Origin of the sequence: Tropicimonas sp. S265A (assembly GCF_049800835.1) — a bacterium.
In the GTDB taxonomy this organism is placed as follows: Bacteria; Pseudomonadota; Alphaproteobacteria; order Rhodobacterales; family Rhodobacteraceae; genus Dinoroseobacter.
In genome coordinates this window covers 106,401-126,919 of record NZ_JBNAFU010000003.1, presented here as the reverse complement: position 1 = coordinate 126,919, position 20,519 = coordinate 106,401, and the positions used below count along the sequence as shown (strand labels likewise).

The 20,519-nt window shown below is 54.1% G+C and carries 26 protein-coding genes; 11 read left to right on the top strand and 15 right to left on the bottom strand.

What is annotated here, in order from left to right; translation table 11 throughout:
• The first annotated feature begins 45 nt into the window (after positions 1–45).
• From ACP15N_RS10685 to ACP15N_RS10645, 9 genes are all read left to right on the top strand, one after another.
• Positions 46–540, top strand: a complete 495-nt coding sequence (locus ACP15N_RS10685; protein WP_425092256.1) for a flagellar basal body-associated FliL family protein — start codon at positions 46–48, stop codon at positions 538–540.
• Between the two features lie 9 nt (positions 541–549).
• Complete coding sequence (locus ACP15N_RS10680) at positions 550–936, top strand: hypothetical protein (protein ID WP_425092255.1); 387 nt, start codon at positions 550–552, stop codon at positions 934–936.
• Complete coding sequence (locus ACP15N_RS10675) at positions 933–1,547, top strand: MotE family protein (RefSeq protein WP_425092254.1); 615 nt, start codon at positions 933–935, stop codon at positions 1,545–1,547. The genes ACP15N_RS10680 and ACP15N_RS10675 overlap by 4 nt, the downstream gene beginning before the upstream one ends.
• A gap of 22 nt (positions 1,548–1,569) precedes the next feature.
• Positions 1,570–2,439: a flagellar motor stator protein MotA gene (motA, locus tag ACP15N_RS10670; RefSeq protein WP_425092253.1), complete on the top strand. Its 870-nt coding sequence runs from the start codon at positions 1,570–1,572 to the stop codon at positions 2,437–2,439.
• Positions 2,440–2,834: 395 nt separating this feature from the next.
• Positions 2,835–4,343 (top strand): hypothetical protein, encoded by a 1,509-nt coding sequence (locus ACP15N_RS10665; RefSeq protein WP_425092252.1) that lies wholly within the window; start codon positions 2,835–2,837, stop codon positions 4,341–4,343.
• Positions 4,344–4,348: 5 nt separating this feature from the next.
• The gene (locus ACP15N_RS10660; RefSeq protein WP_425092251.1) at positions 4,349–6,418 is read left to right on the top strand and encodes a flagellar biosynthesis protein FlhA; all 2,070 of its coding nucleotides are present in this window, start codon (positions 4,349–4,351) and stop codon (positions 6,416–6,418) included.
• On the top strand, positions 6,415–7,158 hold the full coding sequence (locus ACP15N_RS10655) for a flagellar biosynthetic protein FliR (protein ID WP_425092250.1): 744 nt from the start codon (positions 6,415–6,417) through the stop codon (positions 7,156–7,158). Before ACP15N_RS10660 ends, ACP15N_RS10655 begins: the two co-directional genes overlap by 4 nt.
• Before the next feature lie 3 nt (positions 7,159–7,161).
• Positions 7,162–8,238 carry an EscU/YscU/HrcU family type III secretion system export apparatus switch protein gene (locus ACP15N_RS10650; RefSeq protein WP_425092249.1) on the top strand — a complete coding sequence of 359 codons (1,077 nt, stop codon included), beginning with the start codon at positions 7,162–7,164 and terminating at the stop codon, positions 8,236–8,238.
• Positions 8,239–8,261: 23 nt separating this feature from the next.
• The gene (locus tag ACP15N_RS10645) at positions 8,262–8,615 is read left to right on the top strand and encodes a hypothetical protein (RefSeq protein WP_425092248.1); all 354 of its coding nucleotides are present in this window, start codon (positions 8,262–8,264) and stop codon (positions 8,613–8,615) included.
• Here the strand turns inward: ACP15N_RS10645 and ACP15N_RS10640 are convergent.
• The 9 genes from ACP15N_RS10640 to ACP15N_RS10600 are packed head-to-tail and all read right to left on the bottom strand — an operon-like array spanning position 8,612 to position 13,147.
• Positions 8,612–9,106 (bottom strand): flagellar basal body-associated protein FliL, encoded by a 495-nt coding sequence (locus ACP15N_RS10640; protein WP_425092247.1) that lies wholly within the window; start codon positions 9,104–9,106, stop codon positions 8,612–8,614. The two genes, ACP15N_RS10645 and ACP15N_RS10640, sit on opposite strands and share 4 nt — an antisense overlap.
• A gap of 8 nt (positions 9,107–9,114) precedes the next feature.
• Positions 9,115–9,846, bottom strand: a complete 732-nt coding sequence (flgH, locus tag ACP15N_RS10635; protein WP_425092246.1) for a flagellar basal body L-ring protein FlgH — start codon at positions 9,844–9,846, stop codon at positions 9,115–9,117.
• A gap of 13 nt (positions 9,847–9,859) precedes the next feature.
• Entirely contained in the window at positions 9,860–10,276 is a 417-nt protein-coding gene (gene flgA, locus ACP15N_RS10630; protein WP_425092245.1) for a flagellar basal body P-ring formation chaperone FlgA, read from the bottom strand.
• The gene (flgG, locus tag ACP15N_RS10625; protein WP_425092244.1) at positions 10,276–11,061 is read right to left on the bottom strand and encodes a flagellar basal-body rod protein FlgG; all 786 of its coding nucleotides are present in this window, start codon (positions 11,059–11,061) and stop codon (positions 10,276–10,278) included. The genes flgA and flgG overlap by 1 nt, the downstream gene beginning before the upstream one ends.
• Positions 11,062–11,072: 11 nt before the next feature.
• The gene (locus ACP15N_RS10620; RefSeq protein WP_425092243.1) at positions 11,073–11,789 is read right to left on the bottom strand and encodes a flagellar hook-basal body complex protein; all 717 of its coding nucleotides are present in this window, start codon (positions 11,787–11,789) and stop codon (positions 11,073–11,075) included.
• Between the two features lie 4 nt (positions 11,790–11,793).
• Positions 11,794–12,063 (bottom strand): flagellar biosynthetic protein FliQ, encoded by a 270-nt coding sequence (locus ACP15N_RS10615; RefSeq protein ID WP_425092242.1) that lies wholly within the window; start codon positions 12,061–12,063, stop codon positions 11,794–11,796.
• Positions 12,060–12,350 (bottom strand): flagellar hook-basal body complex protein FliE, encoded by a 291-nt coding sequence (gene fliE, locus ACP15N_RS10610; protein WP_425092241.1) that lies wholly within the window; start codon positions 12,348–12,350, stop codon positions 12,060–12,062. Before fliE ends, ACP15N_RS10615 begins: the two co-directional genes overlap by 4 nt.
• A 12-nt stretch (positions 12,351–12,362) precedes the next feature.
• A complete protein-coding gene (flgC, locus tag ACP15N_RS10605; protein WP_425092240.1) occupies positions 12,363–12,755 on the bottom strand; it encodes a flagellar basal body rod protein FlgC in 393 nt (130 codons plus the stop codon).
• A gap of 5 nt (positions 12,756–12,760) precedes the next feature.
• On the bottom strand, positions 12,761–13,147 hold the full coding sequence (locus ACP15N_RS10600; RefSeq protein WP_425092239.1) for a FlgB family protein: 387 nt from the start codon (positions 13,145–13,147) through the stop codon (positions 12,761–12,763).
• Between the two features lie 84 nt (positions 13,148–13,231).
• Here ACP15N_RS10600 and ACP15N_RS10595 point away from each other — a divergent pair, with 84 nt between their 5' ends.
• On the top strand, positions 13,232–14,548 hold the full coding sequence (locus tag ACP15N_RS10595; protein WP_425092238.1) for a FliI/YscN family ATPase: 1,317 nt from the start codon (positions 13,232–13,234) through the stop codon (positions 14,546–14,548).
• Positions 14,549–14,565: 17 nt separating this feature from the next.
• Here ACP15N_RS10595 and ACP15N_RS10590 read toward each other — a convergent pair whose 3' ends face one another.
• The 6 genes from ACP15N_RS10590 to ACP15N_RS10565 form a co-directional block, all read right to left on the bottom strand.
• Positions 14,566–15,354, bottom strand: a complete 789-nt coding sequence (locus ACP15N_RS10590) for a DUF1217 domain-containing protein (RefSeq protein WP_425092237.1) — start codon at positions 15,352–15,354, stop codon at positions 14,566–14,568.
• Complete coding sequence (gene flbT / locus ACP15N_RS10585) at positions 15,347–15,754, bottom strand: flagellar biosynthesis repressor FlbT (RefSeq protein WP_425092236.1); 408 nt, start codon at positions 15,752–15,754, stop codon at positions 15,347–15,349. The genes ACP15N_RS10590 and flbT overlap by 8 nt, the downstream gene beginning before the upstream one ends.
• The gene (gene flaF, locus ACP15N_RS10580; protein ID WP_425092235.1) at positions 15,751–16,128 is read right to left on the bottom strand and encodes a flagellar biosynthesis regulator FlaF; all 378 of its coding nucleotides are present in this window, start codon (positions 16,126–16,128) and stop codon (positions 15,751–15,753) included. The genes flbT and flaF overlap by 4 nt, the downstream gene beginning before the upstream one ends.
• 74 nt (positions 16,129–16,202) lie before the next feature.
• The gene (locus tag ACP15N_RS10575; RefSeq protein WP_425092234.1) at positions 16,203–17,774 is read right to left on the bottom strand and encodes a flagellin; all 1,572 of its coding nucleotides are present in this window, start codon (positions 17,772–17,774) and stop codon (positions 16,203–16,205) included.
• Positions 17,775–17,983: 209 nt separating this feature from the next.
• Positions 17,984–18,307 (bottom strand): hypothetical protein, encoded by a 324-nt coding sequence (locus ACP15N_RS10570; RefSeq protein ID WP_425092233.1) that lies wholly within the window; start codon positions 18,305–18,307, stop codon positions 17,984–17,986.
• Positions 18,300–18,575, bottom strand: a complete 276-nt coding sequence (locus tag ACP15N_RS10565) for a rod-binding protein (protein ID WP_425092232.1) — start codon at positions 18,573–18,575, stop codon at positions 18,300–18,302. Before ACP15N_RS10565 ends, ACP15N_RS10570 begins: the two co-directional genes overlap by 8 nt.
• 210 nt (positions 18,576–18,785) lie before the next feature.
• On the opposite strand from ACP15N_RS10565, the gene ACP15N_RS10560 reads away from it, so the two are divergent.
• The gene (locus tag ACP15N_RS10560; RefSeq protein WP_425092231.1) at positions 18,786–20,510 is read left to right on the top strand and encodes a flagellar hook-length control protein FliK; all 1,725 of its coding nucleotides are present in this window, start codon (positions 18,786–18,788) and stop codon (positions 20,508–20,510) included.
• Positions 20,511–20,519: the final 9 nt, after the last annotated feature.

Sequence of the window (20,519 nt, the reverse complement as noted above, 5' to 3'; positions counted from 1 at the left end):
TGGGTTAGCGATGGCCTTGCCGCAAGCAGAAGCGCGGGAGAGACCATGGCAGAGACAACCGACGAACAAGTCGAAGAAGAACCAAAGAAAAAAGGTAAACTGGGCCTGCTTCTTGTCACGCTTGTCACTTTGCTGGCAGCAGGTGGCGGGGGATTCTTCGCGGCGTCCTCTGGGCTGATCCCCCTCCCCGCGAAAGAGGCCGAGAGCGAACAGGTCCCCGAGACTGAGAGCCCGTCTGCAGATGTCGCCTTCGTTCCCCTTGAACCGTTGATCATCACGCTCGGGCGCGACGCAAAGAACTCGCATTTGCGCTTCAATGCACAGCTTGAAGTCGCCGCCCGTTACGAGGCTGAAATCACTCGGATGGAGCCACGGTTTCTGGATGTGTTGAACGGGTATCTGCAGGCCCTTGAGGCGCAAGACATCGAGGATCCCGAAGCGTTTGTACGCATGCGCGCGCAACTGCTGCGTCGCATGCAGGTTGTCGCCGGGGAAGGGCGCGTACGCGATCTTCTCGTAACCGAATTTGTTCTTAACTAGGAGGCGAGCTTGGCTGTTCTTTCAGATATTCTTCTGGCCGCAGGCGCCATCGGCGCTGCTGTGTATTGCCTTGTTTTGTCCCGGCGGCTTTCGCGGTTCTCGGACCTCGAGAAAGGGATGGGAGGTGCAATTGCAGTCCTATCCGTCCAGGTCGACGACATGACCAAGGCGCTGTCTCAAGCGCAAGGCACCGCGAAGACGGCCGAGTCGGAACTCGATCAGATCGCCAAACGAGCAGAAGCCGCAGCCAAGCGTCTCGAACTTCTGTTGGCTGCAATGCATGACTTGCCCGAGCCGGAGAAGCGCGCCCCATCGGAGAAGGAAGCTTCGTCGGGTGAAGCGCGCGAAGAAGTGCAATGGCGCACGCGTCGCCCTGTGGGGGGCGCTTTGCGATGAAGTATTTCAAGCGTTTCATCCTGCATCCGCTTTTCGTCCTCGCGTTTTTGTTTGCCGGGTCCGCGGCGCTGCGGTTGGGCGGGGGTTTGGGGCCGGTGTTCGCCACAACGGCAGGATTTGAAGCAGGTTCGACGACGGCGGATGGCGCGCAAGTCTGTACCGGATTGCCTGAACTTGAACTGATGTATCGCACGCTCCAATCGGATCGAGATGCGCTGGATGCGCAGTTGGAGACAGCATCGCTCAGGGAAGCGGAACTTGCCGAGGCGGACATCTTGATGCGCGAAAGCTACGAGGAATTGCAGTTGATGCAGGCAGAGTTGGCCGCCGAACGCGCAGAGTTCGAAGACTCACGGCAGATCGCTTCCGAGACTGCCCGTGATGACCTTGATCGGTTGGTATCCGTATATGAAGCGATGAAGCCGAAGGATGCTGCGGGGCTCTTCGAAACCATGTCGCCTGAATTTGCCGCGGGGTTCCTGGGGCGCATGCAGCCGCAAATCGCAGCGCAGGTGCTGTCAGGAGTGTCCCCTGATTTTGCTTATGCGGTCAGTGTTTTGATTGCAGGCCGCAATGCGCGCGACCTGCGCGAGCGACCCGCTTCAGAGTAATCAGTAAGGAACGGAGCGAGAGATGATCGGAATTGTCGGTGTTGTAATCGTCTTCGTCATGGTCTTCGGCGGCTATCTGGCTGCTGGAGGTAAAATGGGGATCATTCTGAAGTCCCTGCCATTTGAGTTTACGATGATTGGCGGTGCGGCCGTTGGTGCCTTCATTATCAGCAACGATATGGCGGGGATAAAACACACGATCAAGGATGTGGGGAAAGTCTTTAAAGGAGCGAAGTGGAAGTCCGAAGACTATCGAGATCTTTTGTGCTTGCTCTACGAACTTCTGCGACTGGCAAAGCAAAACCCTGTTGCCCTTGAAGAGCATATCGAAGCGCCAGAGAACTCAGACATCTTCTCGAAATACAGCAGGATTGCCGCTGACCACGAAGCTGTTGACTTGATTGCGGATACGCTGCGCAACGCCTCAATGAATTATGACGATCCTCATCAGGTTGAGGAAGTTCTGGACAAGCGTATGGAAGCCCATCTTGAGCATTCGCTGCACTCGAGCCATGCCCTTCAGACGATGGCGGACGGCTTGCCTGCCTTGGGTATTGTTGCCGCTGTTCTCGGGGTTATCAAAACCATGGCATCGATTGACCAGCCACCGGAAATTCTCGGAAAGCTGATTGGTGGCGCGCTTGTTGGGACGTTTCTTGGCGTTTTTCTTGCCTACGGCATGGTCGGTCCTTTCGCAGCCAAAGTGAAATCCGTGGTGGAGGAGGAAAGTAATTTCTACCTCTTGATCCGTGAGGTCCTGGTCGCGAGCCTGCACAAGCATCCTGTCAATCTTTGCATTGAAGTCGGTCGTCAGAATACGCCGGGCCATTTTCGCCCGTCCTTCGTCGAACTCGAAGATGCCCTCAAGACAGTCCAGCAGGAGGCGGCTTGATGCGGCTGAGTTGGGTCGTTTTGCTTGGGCTTTTTGCGGCTGTGCCAGCGCAAGCAACTGTGCTTCGGTCCGGTGAGCACGCCGATTTCTCTCGGATTGTTGTGGAGTTGCCGGACGCTGGGGATTGGAAGTTCGGCAGATACGCAGGAGGGTATGCGTTTGCTGCGGAAACCCTCGTCACACCATCGGGTCTGTCCAATGTTTTCCGCATGATACCCCGAACACGTGTCGCGGATGTTCTGTATGATTCGGAAACGGAACTCCTTGTTTTTCAGCTCGCCTGTACAGAGTGCTATGCGGATGCGTTCGAGATCAGAAACGGCCGCATCGTCCTGGACTTCAAAGATGGACCAGCACCGCGCACAAGCAACTTTGAAGAAAACCTGTCTGTTCCGGTGAGCAAACTAGAAACCGGTTCGAAAACGGAGGAGCGAGGCGCAGAACGAAAGGCCATTTTCCCGGTGGGGACGGTTCCAACTGTGCCTGAAAGATCGTTTCTACCAGAGCCGGACTTCGCACAGTCACGACCTCCGGCAACCCAAGTGAACATCGGCACGGTTGAGCGTGACCTCGTTAACGCGCTCTCTCGGGCCATGACGCAAGGGCTTGTCGCAGCTTCCGACTTTCGACCCGCAGGTGAAATCGTCGCGACAGATGACCCGGATCAACCGGAAAAGGCACCCGACAAACCTGCACCCGCTCAGGTCCAAACGCAGATCGAAAGCGACCGCGCACGCACGACCATCCTTGCGATTGAGGGAGATGCACCGCAATGCGTCAAGTCGGTGAAACGGTATCAATTGCCGCAAGAGGTTTCGTTCGATCAGCTGGCCGGGCTTCGGGGAAAACTGTTCAACGACCTTGACCGTGTCGTCGTTCAATCGGCGCTCGAACTGGCCGCTGCGGAGATAGCCCTGGGTTTTGCGGTGGAGGCAAAGTCTACTCTATCGCTGCTGCCGCAGGGCATTCCCGAAGTTGATTACCTGTCGAGCATCGCGCTTACGGTCGCGCGAAAACCCCTTCCAGACGGGACGTTTTCCGAGGCCATCGGATGTGAGTCACCGGAGCTGATCTGGGCGCTTCTCGCGAGTTCGGTGGCGCCAAATGTGACCGACGCGGGTGCCGACAAGGCAGTGCTTCAGTTTTTCAACCTGTCGGCGCAGCTCAGGCGATATATTGGTCCCCCGCTGGCTGAAAAGTTGCTGGCTTCCGGGCGAACCGCGCAAGCCCGGCGGGTGGCTGAGAATGCTCAGAAACTCGACCCGGCGGCTGCGATGGACTTGGCCCGGATCGACATGGCGCCCGAGGGAGCGGACGCACTCGGTCTGGACCCCAATACGGAAACGGCGGCGGCATTGGCTGAAGTTGACAGGGGGTCAACCAAGGCTTTGCAACGGTTGCTTCAAAGGGCGATTGATCAGGATCTGGACCTTGCAACGGAAGATTTGCTTTTCATTGATGCGGCGATTTTTCAGTTTCGAAGGGAGCCAGCAGGACAAGACCTTGCGAGGTTGAAGCTGCGCTACGCGTTGCATCGGCGTAACCCGTCCTTGACGCGCGAAGCTCTCGACGTGATGACGGCGAACCACGCAACCCTTGAACAGGCTCTCTTGCAGGAAAGCTTCGCGCTTCTCTCGGACGAAGAGGATGAATTCCATTCCCTCCTGTTGAAGTCGTATCTCTCAAACTGGGGGGGAGATGTTCTGGTACCGAACGGGGCATCGATGACCCCCGTGGCAATCGGCGCGTGGCTTGAGCAAAACGCGCCGGCGTATTCCTCCGCAGAGGCGCAGGGAGCCGCGGTCAACCACGCCACTCAGCCCGCATCGAACCGGACGCCCCCCCAGACGCTTACCGAAAGACTGGAGCGGCTTGCAACGATTGTCGGCAGCGATCTGGAGTAGCTGGTATGGGCGCCCAATCAACCGCAGCTTTGGTCGTATTCCTGATGGCAATCATTGTCATGATGATCTTGCCTGTCCCCTCTTTCGTTCTGGACCTTGGCCTCGCATTTTCTTTTGGAATTGCGATCACGATCTTCACGGTCACTCTGTTTATTGAGCGTCCTTTGGATTTCTCTGCGTTTCCATCGATCCTTCTGGGGTCACTGATGTTACGCCTTTCTCTCAATGTCTCATCGACCAAACTGATCCTTTCAGAGGGACATACGGGAACATCAGCAGCGGGAAGTGTTATAGAAGGTTTCGCAAGCTTCATTATGGGCGGCAGTCTTCTACTTGGGATCATTACATTTTGCGTCATTCTTATCGTTAATTTCATGGTCATCACCAAAGGCGCTGCGCGCATGGCCGAGGTTGGTGCGCGGTTCGCTCTTGATGGTATGCCAGGGCGCCAACTTGCAATTGATAGTGATGTGGCTGCCGGCGCAATCTCGCACGAGGAAGCAAAGGTCAGGCGTGCTACCGAGCAGGCCGAGGCAAGCTTTCTCGGCTCGCTGGACGGGGCATCCAAATTTGTGAAAGGGGATGCCATTGCGGGTCTTTTGATTACGCTGCTCAACATTGTTGCAGGACTATTGGTCGGCACCCTGGTTCATGGGTTAACCGTCGGCGATGCTTTTGAGGTTTATGCGATCCTGACGATCGGGGACGGACTGGTCACGCAAATTCCGGCGGTCGTGATTTCAGTGGCTTCCGGTCTTTTGCTCGCACGATCAGGCCTGACCGACCGGACAGATACAGCCCTCGGACGTCAGATCGGTAGATTCCCGGAAGCACTACTTTTGGTGGCAGGCATCATGACTGTTTTTGCCGTCTTTCCGGGAATGCCCTTTCTCCCTTTCTTTGCCCTCGCTGTCGGCGCGACCGCGCTTTATTTTGTGAACAGGGCGCGGCAGGAGCCAGATGGAGAAGTGGAAGACCCGTCCGATGCTTCCCAAGCCGACAATGAACCGAAGCTTGTTGACCTTCTCGATGTGGACGAGATCCATCTAAGCATTGCGCCCAATCTCATTGGACAGGTCCTTGACCCGATATCAGGCCTTGAGGCTCGCGTAGACGGTTTGCGTCGGCACATTGCCACTGATTTCGGCGTTGTCCTGCCGGAAGTCCGGATCACGGATGATCCCGCGCTACCCCCGGGTCGATACGTTCTGCGCATACAAGGTGTCAAAGTTGCGAGCGCAGAAGCCATGGTGCACCACTATCTAGTGCTGACAGATGATCAGGACATGTCGATCAAAGGGCAGGTGCCAGTTCAGGAACCGGTCTTCGGCGCATCAGCTCTGTGGGTTCCGAAGAGCACACGAGCAGAGGTCGAAAAACTCGGACATGGCGTCATCAGCCCTATCGAGATGATTTCGACGCACTTGCTTGAAGTCATAAAGAACAATCTTTCTCAACTTCTGACGATGCGCGCCCTCAACGATATCCTGAACCGGATTACCGAAATTTCGGATACCGTACGTGCAGCCGAAAATAGAAACCTCATAGCGGAAACGATTCCGGAAAGAATTTCAAAGGAAGTGCTGCTATCGATTTTGCGCATGCTCTTGGAAGAGGGTGTTTCTATAAAAAACCTTCCGAGAATTATCGAGATAACGGCAGAAGCAGCGCAATACGAGAAGTCATCTGACGCAATACTTGAGAAGGTTCGTCAGGCGATGAGTATGCAGATCCTTGAGAAGGTCAAATCGGAGAATGGTGAACTTTCTCTCCTTCAACTCGACAGGGAGTGGGAAGATATTTTCTTGAAGTACTCCAGTGCAGGGAGCGGCTTTCCAACTGTTGCGCTACCACCTGATCTTTTTCAGTCTTTGGTCGATGCTGCTGTAGAGAAGGTAAAGACGATTTCCGAGAAAGGACTGCCGATTGTTTTTGTGACTTCACAGGTGCGACGCAGATTTCTCTATTCCATTCTCAAGTCAAAGGATATTCAGGCAGATGTCGTGAGTTACGAAGAGTTGCGAGGCGAGAAGAACATGTCGCTTGTTGGTCTTGTTGCAGCGCCATCGCAATGAATGAGTTCTTGGCATACCTATCAAGTGTTGCGATCCAGTCCACGTTCCTACAGGTCTCCGGTTTCTTGCTACTTGCACCAATTTATGGGGAGCGAATGCTGTCGGTGCGTATCAAAGTCGTATGCTTGATCCTGTTCTCTTTTATCCTGTTTCCGTCGCGAGCTGAAACCATTCTGGAGCTAAGGTGCCAAAGCGTTGAAAGCAATGTGATACTCATACAAAGCCTGATCTCAGGGCTACAGCTCGGTGTTCTTTTGCGCGCTTCGGTTTTCATTCTACAGGTTTTTGGCGCCTTTCTTTCACAGCTAAGCTCGCTTTCGCAGATTCTTGGCCCGAGTGTTGCGGGTGATATGTCACCAGCTGTAGGACAGCTTGTCCTTTTTGCCGGCCTATTCATTCTGGCCTCCATTGATGTGCATATCGATTTTGTCGCTGCACTTCAAAACACGCCGCTGATTTGCTCATCTGAAGAAAGCTACGCTCAGATTCTTCTAACGTCAGTTTTGGACGTTGGAGGCACGGTTGTCAGGGTCGCTGTTATTCTCGCAATGCCATTCGTCGCACTCAACATCCTGTACAACGCCTTTCTTGGTTTCATGAATCGCGCGATGCCCCAACTGATGGTCGCGTTTGTCGGAGCTCCGCTTCTGGTTGGGGGTTTTTTGCTGACTCTTGTCATTTTCCTGCCTTTGGCACTTGGAGCGTGGATTGCACAACTGCACGAATTGCGGGGATGGTAAGCGATGAGTGAAAGTGACAGTGGAGAAAAGGAATTTGAAGCCTCTGAGAAACGGCTGAAGTCAGCAAAAGAGAAAGGCGATGTTGTCAGATCATCGGAACTATCTTCGGCCTTTGGAATAATTCTTACAGTGATGGTGGTTACGCTCTTCTCTTTGGTTGCGTATCCAGAGTTCGAAGTGCGACTCTCTTACTATTGGTCTGGCGATGCATGGATTCAATCAAATGCAGGCCTAGACGCTTTGATCTTGCAACACCTTGGCATCATTTCATCGATTTTGCCCCTTTTTTTGCTTATTCTTATTGTGTCAGGAGTTTCGTCAGTTGGCGTTCCACTCGTGATGCGTGACTTTGTATTTTCGTCACAAAGGATAATGCCAAAGTTATCTAACATCTCTTTGGTTTCCGGTATTAAGAATAAGTTTGGACCAAAAGGTTTATTTGAGTTTTTCAAGAGTGCGCTGAAGTTATCTATTTTATTTATCATCGGATTCTTTCTTCTGAAGGGCGAATTTAACGAACTGTACAATCTTTTGGATCAGAGCCTTTCGGAGGGGTGGAGGTTCTCGCTTGAGTTGCTCATTCTGTTTTGCGTGACATGCTCAGGTCTCGCGCTTGGCGTCGGAGTAATCGATTATCTCGTCCAACGGGCCTTTCACCTGAAGAAGCTACGGATGTCTCGCAAGGAAGCCCAGGACGAAGCGAAGGAAAATGAAGGTGACCCTTTATTGCGGTCCAAGCGGAGGCAGCGCGCGGAAGAGAGGGCGCGTCAAGGCGGGCTGACGAATGTGCCCGATGCAGACGTTGTTGTTGTTAATCCGACACACTTTGCGGTTGCGCTCAAGTGGGATCGTGACGGAGGGTCTGTACCGATCGTTGTTGCCAAAGGTGTTGACGAAATCGCACTTAGAATCAGGGAAATAGCATATGAGAACGGAGTTCCTGTCAGACGGGATCCTCTGACAGCGCGCAGTTTGCACAAGCTGTGTGAGATCGGGGACAAAATCAGACCCGAGCATTTCAGGGCTGTTGCCGCCGCAATACGTTTCTCCGATGCGTTGAAGAAGAGAAAACTCGGTTGAGACCGGACGCACACCTAAACCAGTTGCTCGATCTGGCGCACGCAGCAAAGTTGCGTTCAGAGATCGAATACGTATCTCAACTCAAGGCGTGTCGAGAATTGCAAGACACTGTCTCAGCCTTGCGCGTTTCGGTTCAAAACGCGCGCCGAGGGTCTCGAGATTCGCTCGATATCGAACATCAGATAAAGCATGAGAATTGGGCATGGAAGAAAATCGAAGAGACGAACAGTACGTTGATCGAGGCTAGAGTTCGTTTAGCCGAACTTGAACACATTCATAAAAAGGCCGCCGCGAAGGAACTGGTTGTGAAGACCCTTGCGAAGGGGGCAGCCGCGGCCGAGAGAAAGGCGCGTCTGAAAAGATCCGAATACGATTAAGTTGTATCCTGCCGTACCAGATCCATGATCAGGATGTCGCGAATTGTTTCTGGCATGAGTGACTTTGCCGTCTCTCGCAAAGCTGCGCGAAGACCGGCGAGCGTGTGCGTTTCTGTGAAAACGCCTTCGAAGCCACCGGTGTTGGCGTGATCGAACAAGGTCGAGAGCAGCGCATCCCGCAGTTTGGGCTCCATGGCAAAAACGGCCTCCCGGGTGCCGGCATCAGCTTCGACCGTAAGAGAAAGAATGACCAGGGCAGAAACGGCACCATTTCTCACAACAGGTACGACGAATTGGTTGTTCAGCCTGATATATTCCAGTCCAAGCTCAGCCGCGAGTTCGGGATCATCCTGAGGTGCAATCAACTCTGCGGGTGACGTGAGCTCTTCCTCCACGACTTCTGGTTCAACCGGCTCCGACAGTATATAAGCAGCGCCGACGCCGCCTGCGACCCCGATAAGACCTCCCAAGACCGGCAAGATTAGTCTCATGACGGGTTTCAGAACGGCAAGAGAATGTCTGTGATCTGCTGGCCATATCTTGGCTGCTGCACATCGGAAATCTGGCCGCGACCACCATACGATATTCTTGCAGAAGCTATCTTGTCATATGTGATCTCGTTTTGTCTCGAGATATCCTCCGGCCTTACAAAGCCGGAAACGATCAGCTCCCTGAGTTCATAGTTTACGCGCACTTCCTGACTCCCCTGTATCTGAAATACGCCGTTTGGCATTAGCCCAATAACGGTTGCAGCAATCCGAAGGGTGAGCTTCTCGCGTCGACTAATGGATCCTTCGCCTTCCGAGCTGCTGTTCGAATTGGTACTGACTGCTGATCCCAAAGATGCGCCGTCCGGAAGCTGAGGTGCGATACGCTGCGGAATTCCAAAGAACTCTTCAATCTCGAGCTCCTCGGACCCCGAGCGAGACCGATCCGTACTGTTGGAGATCTCAGCGCGGTCATCGATCTCGATCACGACTGTAAGGATATCGCCCGCATTACTCGCTCTTCTGTCGCCGAGCAGCGAGTTTCGACTGCCGCTCCATAGTGAGGCTTCCTCAGTTGGAATTTGAGTCGTCAGGCTTTGTGGAAGTGTCGGAACCGTCATCGCAAGATACTCGGAATTTCCAGCCGAGGCCGTAAACTCCGGCGTTTGCCCAACATCCTTGAGACGCCCGCAAGATGAAAGTGCGAAGGTTGCGCAGAGCACGATGAAGACAGTATTTCGCATCTTCGTCCTTTCCTTATTTTCCCACAAGAACGTGCCCGGACGCTGTGACCGTCCCGGAGACTGTGGTTCGGGAGTTCAAGTTCATCACGCGAACCGTTTCACCAAGGCCTGCCCTTCCCAGGGATCGCGCTTCGGTCTCAATCCGCATGATGGGCGTTTCGAAAATAAGCGTAATGATTTCGTTCCTTTGGATAAGTGCGGGGCGTCCGAGCTGGCCTACAGTAATTGGCCGACCGGCATAAATTATCTCGCGACTTTCCATCCCTATGACTTGTGACGGGTCAGAAATCGCACCTGCAAATACCTGTTCCGACTTTGTGATGTCATCCTCGGTCAAAATGGTCTGTGACCGTATTGTTCTCGCTGCCAGAAGCGAGTCCGCCTGGCCGGATATCGGCGCGAGAATGAGAGCAATGAGAAGAAGACGCATTATCTGACCTGTGACGTAGCACTCATCATCTGGTCAGCTGCGGTCATGACCTTGGAATTGAGTTCATACCCTCGTTGCGCCTCGATCAGTTCGGTTATCTCGCGCACTGCGTCCACGGACGATCCTTCGAGGTAGCCTTGGCGGATGGTTCCCAAACCATCCAAGCCTGGGGTTGCATTAATCGGAGGACCGGATGCGTTGGACTCTAGAAACAGATTGCCGCCAATCGCTTCAAGTCCTTTTGCGTTTGGAAACGTGGCGAGCTCGATTTGGCCCAATTCTTCGGGTTCCGTTCTGTCGCGAAAGTATGCGAAGATCTCACCTTCCGAATTAATCGAAATCCGGCTCGCATCGTCTGGAATTACGATTTCGGGTTGAAGCGCATAGCCGTCCGATGTGACGATGACGCCTTCGGCCGAGCGTTTAAGACTGCCATCGCGGGTAAATCCAGCCGTGCCATCGGCGAGGGCAACCTCCAGGAAGCCGTTTCCGTCTATCGCGATGTCGAGGTCGCCGCCGCTTTGCGTCAAGCCACCCTGTGCAAGTTCCACGCTGACAGCAGCTGTCCGTACGCCGAGGCCGATTTGGATACCGGTAGGCAGGACAGTGCCGTCAGATGCGTTGATCGTACCGGGTTGTTTGACTTGCTGGTACAGAAGGTCGCTGAACTCTGCCCGCCTTGTATTGTACCCTGTCGTACCCATGTTCGCGAGATTATTTGAGATAACCTCCACACGGGTCTGTTGGGCATTCATCCCGGTGGCGGCGATATATAGTGCTTTCATTTCGGTCTCCGTCAGCGTCCAAGTGTGTCGATGACCGATTTGATACGGTCATGCTCTCGGTCGGCGAATGATTTCACGGACTCGTAGCGTCGTTGGACCTCGATCATCCGTGCCACTTCTTCCAAGGGATTGACGTTCGAGGTTTCGAGAAAACCCTGGTGGAGTGTAGCGCCCTCGACGATTTCCACAGGGCCGTTGGGTGCAAAGGCCGTTGCACCAACGCGCGCCATGGCTGTTGCATTGATCGGCGCAACGACGCCAACAACCGACAGCGGCGCACCGTCTGCGCTGAGAGTTCCATCCGACGCGACAGAAATGTCGCGTGCATTGGGGGGGATGAAGATAGGAGCGCCACCTTCGTCCAGAACCTGCCGGCCTTCGAGGGACACCAGTTCACCGTTCTCGTTGCTGGCGAACGACCCTGCGCGGGTCAGCAGCACCCCCTCGGCGCCGGCAAGTTGAAAGTACCCTTCGCCTTCGATCGCGATATCCAACGTACCCCCGGTTTGCCGCAAAGCACCTTGCGACGAATCGATGATGCGGGCGCCGATGTCGGTCATAGACACCGAGTCTCTCGTGCGGCTCTGCTGGCTCACGTATTCTGAGAATACGAGGCTCTCCGCGCGAAAGCCGGTCGTCGAGGCGTTTGCAAGGTTATTCGCAATGATGTCGAGTTCCGATTTCAGACCGGACTGCCGCGACAACGCCGTGTAGATCATGGTGTCCATAGTCTCAGAACCCCACGATTGCCGGGATTAGAACGACCTGAAAATAGTCTTTCAGAAGTTCTGTCATCGAGCCCATCGTCACCCAAAAGACGCCCATCATCACGGCGACCTTCGGAACGAATGTAAGGGTCATCTCTTGAACCGAAGTAAGCGCTTGAAGCAAACCAACAGCAAGACCTGTGACGAGGGCTGCGATGAGAACCGGCGTTGATATGACGACGGCGACCCACAGGCCCTGGCGCAAAGTATCGAAGAACTGTCCGTCGCTCATCATACCGGCATCCTCAGGATTTCCTGATAGGCCTCGACGACCTTGTTTCTGACGGTGACGGCCGTTTCCACAGCCAATTCGGTCTCGGCAATTGCTTGAACCAGGGCGTGCGGGTCTGCACCGGTGATAAGGTTTTCAGTAACGACCGCTTCGTTTTCCCGCATCGTTTCTATAAAGCTTTGGGCAGACTTCATTGCCTTCGAAGCTTCGTTGGATTCTTGAGATGCCGGGGCGACGGCCTTCGTTTGCGCATAGCCCTGTGTCGCCAGAAGAGAAGAACGAATATCCATTTGAACCCCCGGTTAGCGCCGCAAAAGATCGAGCAACGACTGGGACATTTGCCGCGCATTCTCAAAACTGCGAAGGTTGGCCTCATACGAGCGTTGCGCTTCTCTCGAGTCCGCCATTTCCAGCATTAGATTTACATTCGAGCCGTCGTAAAAACCCTGTTCGTTTGCCAAAGGGTGCGACGGGTCGTGGATTTGCTTCAGTGAACTGTCATCAAGAGTTATCCGCTCGACAGTAACCTTTGCTGGCGCGGAAAGGTTGTCCATGACTTCCGCGAACGTGACCTGTTTCCGTTGATAGCCCGGGGTGTCAGCATTCGCGATGTTTTGTGAAACCACATTCAAGCGATCTGCTTGGGCTACAAGGCCTGCAGCCGAAGTTGAAAGAGACTGAAGGAGGTTGGACATACTGATCAGCCTCGCCCAAGCCCGGCGCGAAGAATGCCTAGCGTGGATTTGTAGACTGTCAGCGCAAGGTCATGCTCCTGCCGGTTCTCTGCCATACGAACCATTTCGCGCTCCAGTGAAACTGAATTGCCGTTCTGGTCGACTGGTGCCGCGGTATCGATATAGGTCTTCACGTCTGACGCAGGCGCAGTTGCGAACATGTGCTCAGCGCGCGTCGTCCGCAACGACGCGCTGTTCTCTGCGGTGAAACGCGATTTGAAACTTTCAATACCCAGTGCGCGAAAGCCGGGTGTGTCCGCGTTTGCAATGTTACGTGCAATGACGCTGTGCGCAGTCGCAGAGGCCGAAGATTTCTCCCCGGCGATACGCAAAAGGCTCAAACTATCTAGCATCGGGGCTTCTCCCTCGACTGTTTCAACCAAGGATTAACCCCGATTCGTTTAAGAAACGGTAAGCCGGGGAGTGAAAGCGCCAAGATGATCCAGAGTTCCAACTTTTCTGAATTGAATCGGCAGTTTGCGCGACTAGAAATAGAAACCGTATCTGGCAGGATTTGTCGGCTCGGCGAGTCACTCGTCGACGTTGAAGGCCTCGCGCGGCTCTTGAAGATCGGAGACCGAGTCAGGTTGGAAACGAAGGCAGGGCGATCTGTCGGTGCCGAGGTGGTTGCGTTGAACAGTGAGAAAGCGTCAGTTTTTCCAGAGTCACGTACAGAAGGTCTGGCGATTGGCGATCGGGCAATCTATTGCGGACAGTCTTCTATCGCACCCGATCCTTCGTGGGTTGGACATACGTTGGATGCATTCGGCAACGCGATGGATGGAACACGTCTGCGCGACGGAGACCGCAGCTACCCCCTTCGTGCATCCCCGCCGAACGCAATGGACCGAAAACCACTCGGAGGACGGCTGGAAACCGGCCTGGCGGTTCTCAATACATTCCTTCCTATTGCTCGCGGGCAGCGCATTGGGGTTTTTGCGGGCTCCGGCGTGGGCAAAACCACATTACTGGGAAAACTCGCAAAGACTGTCTCGGCGGATGTCGTAGTCCTCGTCCTTATCGGGGAGCGCGGGCGCGAGGTGCGCGATTTCGTAGAAAAGATTCTTGGTCCTGATGCCATGACGCGCTGTGTGGTCGTCGCGGCCACTTCAGATCAATCCCCGGCAATCAAGCGGCGCGCCTTGTTTTCAGCGATGTCGATTGCGGAATGTCTCCGTGATGCAGGCGCGCATGTCCTGTTTATCGCAGATTCCCTTACGCGTTTCGCAGAGGCTCACCGAGAAGTTGCAAGTGCCTGCGGAGAGGTTACGAGCATGCGAGGTTTCCCACCGTCCACATCTAGTCTGCTTATGGAATTGGTCGAAAGAGCGGGTCCTGGCGAACACGATGCCGGCGATATCACCGCTGTATTCAGTGTGCTCGTGGCCGGATCTGATCTGGAGGAGCCAATATCGGATATCACTCGAGGTATTCTGGACGGGCATATCATCCTCTCGCGCGAAATAGCAGCAAGAGGCCGCTTCCCGGCGATCGACGTCTTGCAATCAGTTTCCCGAAGTCTTCCTGATGCAGCATCCACAGGCGAAAATGAAATATTGTACCAAGCGCGAACGTTATTGAGTGCATATGAGCGATCAAGGCTCATGATCGAGTCGGGTTTGTATACACAGGGCTCTAATTCAGAAATAGACAAAGCCTGCCAAGTGAACGAGGAACTGGAGCGTTTCTTGTCTCGGGTTGAAAGCATAAGCATCGTCGAGAGTTTTCAACGACTTTACAAGGTCATTCAATAGTGCGCCTAGGCATTGACCTAAGAAGTCAAAAGGCGAAGGGCAGTCTGTGCTGACGCAACGGACCCGTTGTACTCACCCGCAGTTGCTCTGACGAGGTAGAGTTGAATAAGATCTGAGGTGCGCTCTTGATCTTCGAAAATAGAGAGTGAACTACTGCCAAATCTGTCGGCTACAGCGCCTTTAAGAACTTCCACTTGTTTGTCAATGTCGATTGAAGAAAAACTCTCAGGCAATCCGAAAGCTTTCTCAAATGCCAAACGCAGCGGCGGGGATCCGAGTATCGTAAAGTACTGCGCATCTTCACTCTTCACACTTCGGGAAATATCTGCGATCTCGCGCTCAAGCTGCAAAGCGATACGCAGATTTTCGTCTGAAGTGCCAACCGATGCTTCGAACTTGAGTTCTAGGAAGCCTGTAACTACCTCCTCGATGTCATCGGATGTGAACGGTGCGCCTCCGGATACTTTCTTGACTGTAAAAGCTTCGGCAAACTCCAAATACCTCTTGTCGGCAAGGCGGTTTGCCAAAGCGCCGCTCTCTTCGGTGCCCTCTAGAATGAGTGTTTTTATGAAAGCTCGATTTCCGACATCAGCTTCGAGTCCAAACGCTCCCAAAGCAACTCGCATTAGTCGTGTATCTTCCACAAATTCGTCAACAGAAGTGACACTCGCGATGTTGTTTCGAAAGTATTCTAGGTCTCTTTGCCTAATTGGACTTTTCTCGAAGGCTTCTCGTTGACGTTCCTCGGTTGCGTTTAGGTACTGCCAGCCTGCAACTCCAGAAAAAGGAACAATGGCTTCAAACATTGGGCCTCGCAGCCAGTAGCCGTTCTTCTCTTTGAAGCAAAGTTCGAAGTGCCTTTAGTGCAAGATAGTAATTCTCCGAAACCGCATACTTCGTCGATGTGTCTAGGGCCAATCTGCTGTCAGCGTCCTTAAAGACTTGGCTGAGTTGCTCGATACCTCTCAAAATTGGCATTTTCATCTCGTCTTTCTCTGCATCACCAGAAAGAACCAATTGAATAGAGTAACAAACTCTCCGGACAGGAGTTGTCACTTCATCAGGATGAATTGCATCCTTTAGACGTAAGATATTGGCATTGGGAGACCTGATGCTTATTCGGCTTCTCCGGTCGCCATTTTCGATCACAGCGCCATTTATGAGTACACGCTCTTTCGGCCCCAACTTGAGAACCAGACCGGTCATGACGGACCGCCTTGATTCCTGAGCCCTTGCAAGATCGTGTCATTTATTTCAATCAAATCGATAGCGGATTCCGTGCCCTTCAGTACGAGCCTCGTATGTTGATCGACAAACTCAGCGAGGTAGAATATCTTCGCTTTCAGGCTTTTCGGTAACTGGTTATCTGGTTCTGCGACGTCAGCACCGAAGTTTTGCCAGAGTTTACGATTCAGTGTGAGCATCTCAACGAAGTGTGGGAAGTTGCTCGCCTTGTGTTCTTCGGCCGCTCGGAGTTTTTGGGTTATGTGAGAAACCACAGCATACTCGTTGCTGTGACGCGTTCCCACCGAACGTGTGGAATTCGAATAGTAGGATATTGCTGCAGCTTGTGTGTTCATGAAGCGGAAACTTTCACTACGCGGGCATATGGCGAATAAGTACTGGCGCCGACTTTCGGCCGGCGCCAACTATGTTAACGGAACAGAGTCAGAATGTTCTGCGGCGCCTGGTTCGCAATTGTCAGCGACTGGGTGCCGAGCTGCTGTTGAACCTGCAATGCCTGCAAGCGCGCAGATGCTGCTTCCATGTCAGCGTCCACCAGAGCACCAATGCCCGACTTCAACGAGTCGGTCAGCTTTCCGATGAACTCGGCCTGCGTTTCCACCCGACTCTGAATGGAGCCGAATTCAGCTGCAGCGTCGATCGATGTCTGGATCAGGCTCTCGATATTATTGAGTGCGTTCCTCGCGCCGTCTGATGTTGTGACATCAATGCCAGAAAGGCCGACGAGTCCACCGGACGCCACACCATCAGCGCCATCATCCACTGTCAACGAGATGTTGTTCGAACCATCGTTGTCAATTTGGATTGTAGGCGGCGACGTGGTCGGATCATCAGAGAGGTTCACCTTGACCGAAACGCCGTCAACACCTTGCGCATCAATAACCCGCTTCAGACCGGTTGCCACGTCGTTGAGTGTGTCGCCATCCTTTGCCACGTAATTGAATGTTGACCCATCAAGCGCAATTTGGAAGCCATCACCTTCCTTTACGACACCTCCGGTGTTGCCTGTACCACCAAGGGAAATCGTTTCGGCCCGTGCTACAAGAGTGGCCGCCGCCCCGGGAGCCGCTGCGCTCTGGCTTCCACCCGCGTCGGGATCGACTGTTACGGTCGTCGTCGGGGAACTGCCCTGGATTGTGATTGCGTCGAATTTATTGGTAGAGGAAACCGTGATTTCACCAGCGCCGGTGACGGCAGTGGTAACCCCTTCGACGCCCAAGTTTGCCAAGCCCGCAGCAACAATATCATCAAGATCGCCAACAGCGAGCGCACCTCCCGAATTGTTGGTGTAAGTGAACTGTTGATCAGCGAAGTCGATCGTCAACGTGTCGCCATCGTCAAGCGATGTCGCCAGCGTGATGGTCGCGTCATTGGCAGCGTTTGACAGGGTAGCCCCTGCACCTACGGTGTAAGCACCCGCGTCATCCACAGTACCGATACGGTTAAGCGCGGTCGATGTTGAAAGTGTACCGCCATCGGAAGTCAGGTTCTGACCGTTGAAGGAAATGTAGCTGGCGGTCACATCACCCGCAGAGTCACGGTCCAGAGAAGACAGAATGGAGCTCTCATCAAAGTTGTTGACGAGGTTCTTGCCGTTGAATTGAGCCGCGTTGAGAACGGAGTTGATCTGCTCTCTCAGCGAGTCGATATCCGTTTGAATTTTCGTCCGGTCGACGTTCTCTTCCTGTGCGGAAACGATCTTGCCCTTGATGTCCGTCAGCAGGTCAGTGACCGTTTCGGCTGCATTCCGCGCCACAGCAACGGTGGATTCACCGAGCGAGAGGCTTTCAGAGATGCCTTTGAAGCCGTTTACATCTGCTTCCATAACCTTGGAAATCGCCCAAACAGCCGAATTGTCTTTTGCTGATGCAACCGACTTGCCCGTTGAGATCTCATCCTGGGTCTTGGCGAGGTCCTTGTTGATTGACTGGAGTGTCTGAAGTGCCACCATGGCACTGTTGTTAGTCAGAATGCTGGACATGGTTTTAGTCCCTTCCGTTACGCCTTTTGCGTTTGGTTTCTCTTAGTCCTTTCGGAACTCACGAAACGCCCTTCTGACGCTGACAGCAGATTCCGCCGCTGTGCCATCGATCGATGCGCTTTTGTCTTCGCAAGAACGTTCTAAGAACAGATTAACTGTGCTTCGGGCAAACGCCCCATCTACATAGAATTTTCTGGAAAGTCGCTCCATCACGACTTTGGCTCTTTGCCGTGTCGAATCGTCGAGGCTTTGTAGGTTACAAAGGCCGTCTTTGGTTTTCCGTACTGCTCAATTCTATTTCGAGCTGATTGCAATCCGCGAGAAGCTGCAGCTATCAGTTTCAGCGCCGCCGTAATTTCGTTTGCGATCGCACTCAAATCCACCGTGGGGTTTTCAAACTTCTGAAGCTTTCGGTGCGTCGCTTCGAATTCTCTCGCAATATCCGGAATTTCGCTGAAAGAGGCACTGCGCAGTGCATTGCGTAATTTCGAAAGACCAACTTCAAGTTCTTCAAAAATTACAACATCAGTCATTTTGCGCCGCCTTTTCCAAAGATCGGATTATCGACTCCGCCAAGCCCAGGCCCCCAGACCTGGCCAAATTACTTGCATACTCATCGCGCAAGAAAGAGCTGAACTGTTCTTCGCCTATTCCCCCCCCCATCACCGATAGGGGGCGACCGACACCCGCGGCTTTCAACATTTCGGAAAGAAAGGCTGCTTCGAGTTTCTCTGCTACTTCGGCCAGATCCGCTTGGGATCTGACCAAGGGGCCGCTCCGTACACTGCTGATCGAATCCATCGAATGCTCCAGGTTTTTTCAAGGTATGGACCCGTCTCGGTAAAGAAGTCGTAAGGAAAGGACCGCTACTACAGGGTCATGACGGAAGAATTCCTCAGAATCGGGCCAACACCAAAGTCGGCAGGTGTCCGTGTCTTTGACGAAGGCACCCTGGCGGGCGCGCGACGCGGTGAAACGGATGCCGAAGGATCATCCGCCGAGTTTGCCGAGTTGGTCCACGCACGTGCAGCGGAGACTTTTGAGGACACTGGCGCACAAGAAGAAGGCGGCGAAGCCTTCCAGAACGCGGACCAAGGATCGCGCTCCGAACAGAAAACTTCTATCGACAAAGCCGCGGCCACTGAAGAAGGGACGATTGGACCAACCAGGGCGCGCGGCCAACTGGCTGGCGTTGAGTCCTTTTACGGTGGCATTCAAGCTGACCCCGGTGGGCAATCCGAGGCCAAGCAGGCTACTGACCTTTCCCCCGCTAGCAGCAGTACTGAACACTCCGCGCTGGCATCACCAAAGTTACCTGTTGCTGAAACTGATGCACAGAAGCCGTATTCAGCTCAAGATTTGATAGGTCTGGTTGCCCCGAGTACCGGCCCGGTTTCAGAAGAACCTGTTCTGACAATTCCGGTCACGCTCGGCGCACGGGCGGCGGAAACGGAACAAGACGAGAAGCTATTTCACGCAGGTGCAGACAAAGCGCTGGGGGTTGCCACCCCAGATGCACCAGAAATGGTTCCGCAACTTTCCAGTCAAGCAAGGGCCGTGAAAACCGACCACAGCCGGGTGGCGCCGCAATCCATCATCTTGGTTGAAAGCAGTTCCGAGCCCGAAGTCAGTCCCGTGCCACCCCAAGCTGTCGCCGCTGATCTAGCCCAAGTGCGGTCTGGTCCGGAAGTTGGTCTGCGTCTAGGAACGGAGCCTGATCGTCGAGCGCTGATGCACGTCGGAAAAGCTGAGACCGAGCTGGCACTTCAAGCGCAATTGACAGCGGACATGCAGGGCACTGGCCGTATCACGCAAGAGATATCGGTGCAGTCCGCGGAACGCGACGGACGCGGCATTGTCCGGGATTTGAAAGGTCTTCCACTTGATCCGGTTAAGCCGCCTTCAAGAAGCGAAGCGCCTCAGATCCAAGGCCCGCGGACGCGGGCTCCACAAGACCTCAGCGGGCCCTCGCTCGTAAACACCGGCCAAGTTTCACCGTCTGTCGGCGCCAACTCTGAACGTGATGTCCAAGTGCCCAATCCGCAGTCGCAACCGCCTTCGCTTGACGCGGACGAGGTTGGTGATCCCATCCGCCAGAAGACTGCAACCACAGACGGAGCGGGTACACGACCGCAGCTCGCTCCTAGTGCGACGACTGTGGTCGCTTCGGCGGTCGCTCACGCGATTTCTCCTGATCGGGATCTGACGAATCTTGCCGCTGTTTCTGACGCAGATGTCGGCGCAATCCTGCTTGACACCGAACGCAGCAATCCAAGGTCGCTGTCGCAACTTCAGTTTGCCCAACCCGCACAGCTCACGGAACAGAATGCGCGTTCCGTTGTGGCGCAAATCCGAGAGGTCACGGTCGCTGCAGATCAGCGGGTGACCGAGGTGCAACTCAACCCTGAAGAACTCGGACGCGTGCGCCTCACGTTTTCAGGAGGCGAAGCTGCACAGCTGATTGCGATACAGATAGACCGGCCGGAAACGCTCGATCTGGTTCGTCGCAACCTTGAGCTGCTGCGACAGGAGTTGGCAGAAGCAGGCTACGACATGTCAAACGCCGCGTTGACCTCGGACGGTCAATCGAACGACTCGCAAAAGGACTTGACGCCTTCACAAAGCGTCATCCCTGCCGAAAACGATCCGGAGCTCGATCCGGGCGGCGACCCCGCGCTTTTGTCGCGCACGCGCGCAACGGCCCTTGTTGAAGGCAGGCTCGACCTGCGACTTTAGGAGACAGGA